Below are 9,516 nucleotides of genomic sequence, written 5' to 3' on the forward strand. Positions count from 1 at the left end.
CTACCGCTAACACCTCATCCACAATTAAGATCTCAGGTTCTAAATGGGCAGCTACGGCAAAGGCTAAACGGACATACATTCCAGAAGAATAACGCTTTACAGGGGTATCAAGAAACTTCTCAACTTCCGCAAAGGCGACAATCTCATCAAATTTCTTTTTAATTTCTACCTTACTCATCCCCAGAATGGCACCGTTAAGATAGATATTTTCTCGACCCGTCAACTCTGGGTGAAAGCCTGTCCCCACTTCTAAGAGACTTGCCACTCGCCCCTTAAGAGAAATGCGTCCAGTAGTCGGCTCCGTAATTCGGCTTAAAATCTTTAATAGAGTGGATTTTCCTGCGCCGTTGCGACCAATGAGCCCAACGCGATCGCCTTGCTGAATCTCAAACGATACATCCTTGAGCGCCCAAAATTCTTCAATCGTTGGGTCAACTAGCCTCTTACCCGAAGACCGGAGAAGCTTTCGCCCAAACGATTTTGCACCATTAGCTATTACATCTCGCAATGAAATGTAACGCTCCTGCCTCTGGTGACCAATGATGTACTTTTTACTTAGGTTCTCAACCCGAATCACTGTATCCGACATTACAGCAATCTCCAAGAAAGCCCACAGCCATTAGGCGTGGAATTGCTGCATACTCCAAGAGTACACCAAATGAGTTTACAGGTGAGAAGAGGGATTCGTCATCCCGTTAGCCTTACCTTAGCAGTGTGCGTAAGTGTATGATGCACAAACTGGGTATGAAGTGATAATGCCATGAGTGCAAGCATCATCCCAGGAATCACAAAAGCGACCAAGCTGACAATCAGACTATCGGCAGGCACAATATTTTCAAGTTTATTTGCCAAGGGGAAGCGATTGACCCGTAAGCTTTTCTACAGGGCGCGAGGAGGATGATTCCATCGTTTCCTTAACTGCCTCACACAACAGCTGCGAGTATTGCTGTGCAATCAAGCCAGGGGTAAAGTTTGACTGTAGATAGCGACGTCCTGCCTGACCCATCTGCTTAGTTAGTTGGCTATCGCTGGCTAAGCGGCGAATAAAAGCTGCCAGCCCCTCAGGGTCGCCGTTATTGAATGCTTCTCCACAGCCAGACTCCTCAAGCATCGATCGCAAATAGGAATGTTGTTCGCAGATAATTGCCAAGGGACGCCCTGCTGCCAATGCCGGATAAAGTTTACTGGGGGCAACCAACCCTTCCATCCCAGGGCTCACGCTGACCAAGGACAAGTCACACGCTGTCAGGGAATAGGGTAGGTTTTCTTTGTCTTGGTAGGGCAAGAACTGGCAATTTTTTAAGCCCAGCTGACTCGCTTGTGTCCGGAACCCTGGGCGCTTAGCTCCATTGCCGATGAAGACAAACTGAATCGGTTCGTCTTTTAAGAGTTTAGCGGCTTCGAGGATTGTCTCCATATCATGGCAGCGACCCATATTGCCAGAATAGAGTACTGTGAAGGTGTCCACCAGATTGAAGGCTTGGGCAAACCAATTCTGATGTTTGGCGATTGGGGCGATTTGATTGGGGTCAGCCCAATTATGAATAACGCTAATTTTATCCGTAATTTCTGGGCATTTGGCGACAACCCGGTCTTTCATCGTAGTGCTGAGAACGATGATTTTTTGTGCCCGCCGCCAAACGTGGCAGTTGATAGTGTCCCAAAGTCGGACAGCCCAATGTTCGCGAGCAACAACTTTGAGTTCGACGGCAACATCAGGATATAGATCGTAAAGCAGGCAAACATAGGGTAAACCAAAAGTCTTGTGAACTAGGTACCCTAAAATGGGTAAGAAGGGAGGAGCCGTGGTGAGGAGAAGCACGTCGCCGCGACTACGGTTTCTGAGTAAATGAACTCCAGAACGCAGACAAAAAAGGAGCCCATTCAGGGCTTTTCCACGAATGCGCTTCGACCACAGCCGAGTTGTCCGCGATCGCTTGATCCTAACCTGATCTAACTGCTCGATCGCTGGAGCGGATTTTTCGTGGAATGCATAACCGGGCTGTCCTGTAAAGATTTGAACGGGCATACCCAGTTGTCCTAACTGAAGTGCTAGTTCTTCGATCAGCTGCCCCGTTGCAGCGTAGTCAGGCGGATAAAACTGGGTGATGATTGACAGTTTGATCCGTCTGTTATTCCGTACCAAAATATTTCCTTTACTCATTTCGCCTCGTTACTGAGTCGGGTGGGCTTATGAACTATCTTTCCCTTTTGCTGTTGATTTGCGATCAATCTTCAAAAAGCAGTGGGAAGCTTACCTTAAATTCCAGGATTAACGTATCTCATTGCATTGTGACTCGTTATGTCCAAGCTATCTCTACTAAATTCTGAGCCATTTTCCGGAATAGATCTGCTTAAAACTAATTACAAATAAATCGAGTGTAACTTGTGACTCTCCAAATCGACGTAAAGGTTTCCTCATAGGTTGCCTCGTTTGCTTACTCTTCATAAAAGCAATTGAGAATTTTATTTGACTGCTCAAGTTGTTTATCCTGACGGACAGGTTAAAGGCTGTATCAGTAATTGGTAAGAATTGATCGCTAGGTCTATCCTCAGCTCAGTTTCCCTGAATTTGAGGAAAATAAAGGTTACTTTTCTCACGCAAACTGTAGCGTTTTTGAATTATGGGTCTAGATGGAGAGTATCAACCGTTGCTACCGAACGACAACGGTAAGCAGCTATCCCAGCTATCTCCACTCTACACAGCGGAGTTGTCTGAGCTTGACCAAGACAAACTCGATCTGGGTAAGGTTTTGGCGATCGCACGTCGGCGATTGATCATTATTGCCGGTGTGGCGATCGCTGTCGCCTCTGGGGTGGCTGCCAAGGTCATGAAACAGGTTCCCAACTATGAGGGTAAATTTCAACTGCTTGTGGGACCCGCTTCGGGTGGAGACAAGGTTGATGAGCTGACTCAATCCCTCAGCAAAAGTACCGATATGCGCGTTGAGAGGCCGGACTACGAGACCCAAATTCAGGTCTTGTGGAGCCCTCAGGTGATGTCTCCGATAGTCAAGCAAATTCAAAAGCGATATCCGGAAATTAACTACGACATGCTCCGGAGCAAGCTGGCGATTTCTCGGCTGGCAGAAACTAAAATTTTAGAGGTTCGCTATCAAGATTCAGACCCCGAAAAAATTCAGTTTATCTTAGAGCAACTTGCCCAAGGTTACATCAAGTACTCGGAGACAGAGCAGCGAACCAGCTTAAGTCAAGGGCTGAAGTTTGTCAATCAGCAGACAGAGACGCTAAAACAGCGAGTGAACCAGCTTCAGCTGTCCATCCAGAATTTGCGGCAGACTTACAAAATTGTCGATCCAGAAACTCAGGGTCAACAGTTGACAAATCGTGCCGGCGATATTAGTAAACAACGACAAGAAACCGAGAGCCAGCTGGGTGAAGCCCAAAAACTCTACACTGAGCTACAAACTCAGTTATCGGAGTTGGGGGTAACGCCGGAGCAAGCGATCGCTTCCTCTGCACTGTCAGAGGCACCACGCTACCAACAGTTACTCAACCAGCTCTCTGAAGTAAAAAGTAAAATTGCCAAAGAGTCAGCGCGGCTCCAAGACGACAACCCGATCATGCAAAGGCTGCGTGATGAGGAACGAAGATTAGAACCCTTGGTGGAGCAAGAAGCGGCACAAGTGATCGGTAATGGAGCCTCTGGCGTCCCCAACAATGCCGAATCCCTGGCTTCTCCCAGTTCGATGCGTAAGGATCTGACCCAAAAGCTGATAGAAACCAAAAATCAAATTCAGGTTCTAGCCGTGCGTCGGCAAGAGATCGCCGATGCAGAACGGAGGCTGGGTGAGCAACTCAAAAATCTGCCCGTGATCGCCCGCCTGTATACCGATTTACAGCGGCAGCTTAGTGTAGCAACGGAGAGCTTAAGCCGTTTTCTCGCCGTTCAGGAGAAGCTGCAAATTGAAGAATCCCAAAAGACCCCTGCTTGGCAGAAGCTATCCGAGCCACAAAAGCCCCAAGCGCCCATCTCGCCTAACGTCCCGCGTGGCCTCGTCCTCGCTGGCATAGCAGGGTTACTCGCCGGTGCCGGTGCCGGATTTTTAGCGGAAAAGCTAGACAAAGTCTTTCACTCACCCGATGAACTCAAAGAAAGTTCGGGTTTACCGATCTTAGGCACCATTCCGTTTACAAAAGAACTGAAGAAACGTGCCGCAGACCCCTCTGTCAGTTTGATGCCAGATGAGGAGAATCGAGAGATTAGATTCAAAGGCCGATCTTACGGGTATAATTCCTCTCCATTTTTAGAGTCGTTCCGCACGCTCCACACCAATCTCCAATTTATCAGTCCCGATCAACCGATTCGCTCGTTGGTGATTAGCTCCTCGACACCCGCCGATGGAAAATCAACTGTAACAACTTACCTGGCGCAGGCAGCAGCAGCGATGGGGTTACGAGTGTTGCTGGTGGATGCGGATTTACGCCGTCCGCGAATTCATGAGACCACGGATTTGCCGAATGTCTGGGGACTGAGCAATGTCATTTCCAGCGAAATCAATGTGGATGATGTAATCCAGCGCTGCTCCTTTGGAGCCGCAACGCTTTCGTCTACGGAAGACAATTTGTTTGTGCTGACTGCCGGACAAATCCCCCCCGACCCCACCCGGCTTCTGGCTTCCAAAAAGATGCGGAATTTAGTTGAGCGCTTGCAAGAAGAATTCGACCTCGTACTCTATGATACGCCGCCTCTGCTAGGTCTTGCGGATGCGAGAATTCTAGCTGCTCATACCGATGGAATTGCTTTAGTAGTGGGGCTGGGCAAAACAGACCGCTCGGTGTTTGCCGAAGTTTTATATGGTTTAAAGACTTCTCGTGCTCGTGTGCTGGGACTGATTGCCAATGGTGTTAAAAACTATACGACTAGCAGCTATGAGCAATATCTCCGGTACTACACCCAAGATCCCCAAAGACAAAAGCTGAGTCGGCGTTGAACACAGCCAAGCGAGTAGGTCTATCGTGGTACTGGGAGGCGCTTTCCTTGCCCGATCGCTGTATAAATGCTGGTAAGATTACTGGCGATCGCACTCCACGAATAGCGACGACTCACCAATCGCTTGCCATTTTCCCCTAGTTCGGCACGGCGGTTCGGGAAGATGAGCAACTCTTGTATAGCCCTCACTAATGCATCCAACTCTCCCTTAACCACAAGTCCTGCCTTCGCCTGGGCAATATCTGGGGCAATTTGAACATCGGGTGTCACAATCACAGGCACTCCCGCTGCCATCGCTTCTGCCACGGCAATGCCAAAGTTTTCGGAAAATGAGGGCAAAACGAACAGATCACAGCCTTGAATCAATAAATCTTTCTCCACACCCGTCACAAAACCTGGCATGGTTGTCCGCTCCGCTAAACCCAGAGATGCCACTAAATTGATCAGGTACCTGAGATAGTCCGATTCTCCCGAACCCGCCAAAATCAGATGAAAGTTATGGTTGAGGGCAGCAAGTCGCGACAGTGCCTGTAATAGTAAGTCTGGGCGTTTCTTCGGGTGGAGCCGAGAAAGGAACAGGACTATCGGTGTCTCAGACCCAATGTTATATAACTGGCGGATGCGTTGTTGAGACTGAAATTGATAAGCAGGCAGATGAACCCCGTAAGGAACCACGAAGGTAGGGGTCTGTACTCCAAAATTGCGAACATCCCTGGATTCTTCTAGCGTCGCACAGTGGATCGCTACAGCTTGGTTGAGGTTATGGCGTTCGATGGGGGAATAGACTTGCTTTTTGAGGCGTTTATGATTAAGTGCCCAAGGGGTAAGCATTCCATAGGGCGTAGCGATGTAAGGAATGTTCTGCCATCTTGCCAGCGTAGCGGCACAAGTAGGAGCATAAGAAAAGAGATAGTGAGTATGAACTAAGTCATACTCTTTCAACTGTTGCCCCAGCCAGCTAGTTAAAGCCGTAGAGAAAATAAATTCCTTCATGGGGAGGAAAATTCGGGGCAAAAACCATACGGGAACATGCTCATATTGAACCCGTTGATATAACGGGACATCTAACACTTCAGACCCGTTATCATTAGTTGTAACAATTTCTACATTACACCCTTTATCCTGTAGCGCTTTGACGACTTCTAGCAGGATTTGAGTGGGACCCCCCTTCACTTTGGCCAAGGAAGGAATGACGTGTAATAATTTCATCGCTGAGGGTCAAGAGTTTTAGATGTTGTGATTAAGTCATATAAGGTTTGATTAAAGCGCTCTATAGAGAAAAAATCAATAACTTTTTGTCGCAATAATTCCGGTTGGTAAATCAGAGGGTTTGGGTAAGTGCCTTGTAAAATTTGAATGATCGTTTCTGCGATCGCCTGCACATCATCGGGGTCAACTAAGGCTCCCAGTTCCCCCTGACGCAACGCATCAATGGCCCCATCTTGGTTCCCCCCTAGGGTAGGTTTCCCACAGGCTAAGGCTTCTAGATAAACAATTCCAAAGCCTTCACCTTTGCTGGGCATGACAAAAACATCACAAAGATTGTAGTGGTCACAAAGCTCTTCATCAGGCACAAACCCAGCGAAGGTGACGCACTCTTGTAAATCCAGCTGATTAATTAACTGTTCAAGTCGGGGGACATCATCTCCTTGGCCAACTAGAATGTAATGAATATTAGGAAATTGCTGGCGAATTTCTGGTAAAGCCTGCAAAATTTGGTCATAGCCTTTGTAGCGATCGCAACTGGCTAAGCGACCAACGGTTAATAGGATAGGCTGCTGCGCTTCTAATCGGTAACGTTGTAGTAAATAATTCGGTTTAGGACTGAGCTTAAAGCGTTGGGCATCAAAGGTAACGGGTAAAAGGGAGATTTTTTCTGAAGGCAGTCCTTGCTCCTTAATTAAGCGATCGCGGGTATAGGTACTGATAGAAATTATCTTGTCTGCTGAATGTAACGCCTTAACTTTCCAGGCATCTTGGACATCCCAAGCATCGGTACCGTAAACAATAATCCAGTAAGGAATTTTCGTCAGGCGCTGAATCCATAGAGCAACTGGTGAAAAATGAATATGACCACATAAAATTACTTTTGGGCGCTCCCTAACAGCACCAAGAATTAGACTTAGAGCAAAGTGGCAGGTTTGTAAGATTTTTGGTACAGTTCCACTAAATCTAAATGAGATATTTTTTGTAGCAAACGTAGAATCAGGCTGACACTGGTCAAGCTTATCAAAAATTAATAGCGATACATTAGGAAAATGATGAGTAAATGCCTGTAAAATATCCTGCAAGTAGACTTGGATACCTCCTTTGAATTCAAATAAATTAGGAACCCAGAGGTGAACAGTTATTTTATTCTCATTATTTTGCATAATAAATATAGATAATAACCTCAGATACACACCAATGAACTTGACCTATAAGCAGTGACCTCTTAGCTCAAATCCCGATTAATAACTCCTTTTATCTACAATTTACTCTCATTCTCTTCTCCGTGTACTCTGCGCCTCTGTGGTTTGTTCCAAAAATAGATATTCACTAGGAATAACCAGTTTTAACCTTCAACCTTCTAACCTTCAACTCATTTTCAAACTAGATCTGCTAACAAATCCGTCATTTTAACTCAGCAAATCTCTGATTCGATTTGCCAAGCGTTGATGATATAAATTCCAGGTCATCTGTTCTGCTTTCCGGCGAGCAGCGTCACCCATTGCAGCTAAGTCTAGAGGATGGGAGTAGCACCACTCTAGTTTTTCTTTAAGCACATCTACATTCCGAATCGGTATAACAAAACCCTCTACGCCATCGGTTATAATATCAGAACCACCGGCATTCGGTGTAGTAATCAGAGGAATTCCACAAGCCATTGCCTCTAACTGCACTAAGGCAAGTCCTTCCACGAGAGAAGGTAACACTAAAACATTTGCCGAGCTATAGTACTGATTTAAGAGAGTATGGGGTACCGACGAAATATAGCGAACCTGGTCTGTATATCGATCGAGCCAGCCTTCAGGAAAATCATTAATTCCCACCAACAATAACTCAGCCTCCGGAAAGCTTAATTCCTGCCAAGCTTGCAACAAGTAGTGAACGCCTTTACGGGGGCCAACCCGACCAACAAATAAGGCTCTAAAACGCTGGTCTTGCTTAGGATATGGGCAGAAATAGTCGATGGGTGCGCCGAAGGGAATAACACTAATCTTTTCTTGTTTTACTCCTGCCTCAAGCAAGGAATTCTTGACAAATGAGGAAGGGATAAAGATATGATCAGCCAGTTGAATTTCTTGCTCTTTCCGTTTGAGTTTCCAATCTGGTTCTTGAGTTACCTGTAATGCGGAGGCAAGCTGAGGAAATTGTTCAGCTTCTTGAGATAGAAGAGTGTGGCTTGTGCGATAAAAGGCGATCGGTAGATCGTACAAACATAGGATACCCTGCTGTTTTGCCTGCTGAAATGCCGTAGCTGCACCATCTTCGTAAGCATAGACGGCATCAATGTTTTGGAGATGATGTTTGGCAACGTGCCGATCCAGTGAGAGATAGACCCAATCAGCCAGTCCTTGATAGGTAAAGCCGAAGCGGCGATACAAGCCTGTTTTCACAAATAAGATGCGCATGATTTCCCGCCAGGGATGCATCTGCATCAGAACACCTGGTGGAGGAACCCAGGTTCTACGTCCTAATTCTTGCGTGATGCTCTCTCTAAGGGTGTGGGGCAGTAGAGTTAAGTAAGATGACAAAGCACCTTCGGGATTGAAGGCAATGCTTGTAACAATTTCCTTGAGTAAGCCAGCTTCGGATAACGCGATCGCACCGTTACGCGCAAAGGGATTACCTGTAGGATGAATCAGAGAAATACGAGGATAGGACATATTCTTGCAACAGTCTTTGTTCTGCTTGCCAATTCTCTATTTGTTCGAGGCGAGGTAGCAAAAAGATAAAGCCGCTCAGGAACCAGTAGTGAAGCAAGAAAGTATGGTGAAACACTAAAAGACCTGTTATTTGAATCGCTTGGATCAGGGAGGCTGCCAGTGCTAACTGCCGCAGAAACGGCCTTTTCAGTTTCCAGAAGGTATGTAAGAGTGCGATCGCAAGGCTGACTCTCAGTCCATACCAAAACAGGAAACCAATGGGGCCTTGTTCCAGAGCAATTCTACCCATTTCTGCTTCGTGATACACCGTAATCTTTTCACCGGGAGGTAAATCAAGGGCTCGGCGTAACATTGCAGATCCCTGGTGTGTTGCCCCAGTGCCATAGCCATCCAGTTCTTTATATTTCATAAACTCAAAAGGCTCTATCAGACTGCTCACAACCCGATAAGACACATCGTGGGTCTTACTAGAACGATACCAGTAGGCTTCAAGGGCAGGGCGAAACCAGATCAAGGCAGCAATGGCAACAATGATCGCTGGCACAAAAAACTTACTGAGCAAATTCAGTGTACGTGTCGGCAGCTTCAATCCTTGCACAGCTAGAAAACCTAGCAGAAATAGAACAGCAGAAATCACACTAGTACGAGAGCCAGTCATGAGCAAATTCACGCTCACTAAAAGAAGCTCAATAA

6 protein-coding genes and 1 pseudogene are annotated in these 9,516 nt (G+C 46.6%); 1 reads left to right on the plus strand and 6 read right to left on the minus strand.

Annotated elements, in window-relative coordinates; translation table 11 throughout:
- Both V6C93_RS35245 and V6C93_RS35250 read right to left on the minus strand, forming a co-directional pair.
- Positions 1-589: ABC transporter ATP-binding protein (locus V6C93_RS35245; protein WP_333481358.1), on the minus strand; the 589-nt coding region annotated here is incomplete at its 3' end.
- A 252-nt stretch (positions 590-841) separates the two neighbouring features.
- Positions 842-2,164, minus strand: coding sequence for a glycosyltransferase family 4 protein (locus tag V6C93_RS35250; RefSeq protein ID WP_333481359.1), 1,323 nt, complete (start codon positions 2,162-2,164; stop codon positions 842-844).
- A 460-nt stretch (positions 2,165-2,624) separates the two neighbouring features.
- Here V6C93_RS35250 and V6C93_RS35255 point away from each other — a divergent pair, with 460 nt between their 5' ends.
- On the plus strand, positions 2,625-4,955 hold the full coding sequence (locus V6C93_RS35255) for a GumC family protein (protein ID WP_333481360.1): 2,331 nt from the start codon (positions 2,625-2,627) through the stop codon (positions 4,953-4,955).
- A gap of 20 nt (positions 4,956-4,975) precedes the next feature.
- Here V6C93_RS35255 and V6C93_RS35260 read toward each other — a convergent pair whose 3' ends face one another.
- From V6C93_RS35260 to V6C93_RS35275, 4 genes and pseudogenes are all read right to left on the minus strand, one after another.
- Positions 4,976-6,163: a glycosyltransferase gene (locus tag V6C93_RS35260; RefSeq protein WP_333481361.1), complete on the minus strand. Its 1,188-nt coding sequence runs from the start codon at positions 6,161-6,163 to the stop codon at positions 4,976-4,978.
- Positions 6,160-7,326 carry a glycosyltransferase gene (locus tag V6C93_RS35265; RefSeq protein ID WP_333481362.1) on the minus strand — a complete coding sequence of 389 codons (1,167 nt, stop codon included), beginning with the start codon at positions 7,324-7,326 and terminating at the stop codon, positions 6,160-6,162. Before V6C93_RS35265 ends, V6C93_RS35260 begins: the two co-directional genes overlap by 4 nt.
- Before the next feature lie 246 nt (positions 7,327-7,572).
- Complete coding sequence (locus tag V6C93_RS35270; RefSeq protein WP_333481363.1) at positions 7,573-8,823, minus strand: glycosyltransferase family 4 protein; 1,251 nt, start codon at positions 8,821-8,823, stop codon at positions 7,573-7,575.
- Positions 8,783-9,516: pseudogene (locus V6C93_RS35275) on the minus strand (hypothetical protein); the annotation flags it as partial. The pseudogene V6C93_RS35275 and the gene V6C93_RS35270, both read right to left, overlap by 41 nt.

The organism is Allocoleopsis sp. (assembly GCF_036703385.1).
Classification (GTDB): Bacteria; Cyanobacteriota; Cyanobacteriia; order Cyanobacteriales; family Coleofasciculaceae; genus Allocoleopsis.

Coding starts and splice junctions, on each gene's coding strand:
- V6C93_RS35250 (WP_333481359.1), bottom strand. CDS start 2,164: ATGAGTAAAGGAAATATTTTGGTACGGAATAACAGACGGATCAAACTG.
- V6C93_RS35255 (WP_333481360.1), top strand. CDS start 2,625: ATGGGTCTAGATGGAGAGTATCAACCGTTGCTACCGAACGACAACGGT.
- V6C93_RS35260 (WP_333481361.1), bottom strand. CDS start 6,163: ATGAAATTATTACACGTCATTCCTTCCTTGGCCAAAGTGAAGGGGGGT.
- V6C93_RS35265 (WP_333481362.1), bottom strand. CDS start 7,326: ATGCAAAATAATGAGAATAAAATAACTGTTCACCTCTGGGTTCCTAAT.
- V6C93_RS35270 (WP_333481363.1), bottom strand. CDS start 8,823: ATGTCCTATCCTCGTATTTCTCTGATTCATCCTACAGGTAATCCCTTT.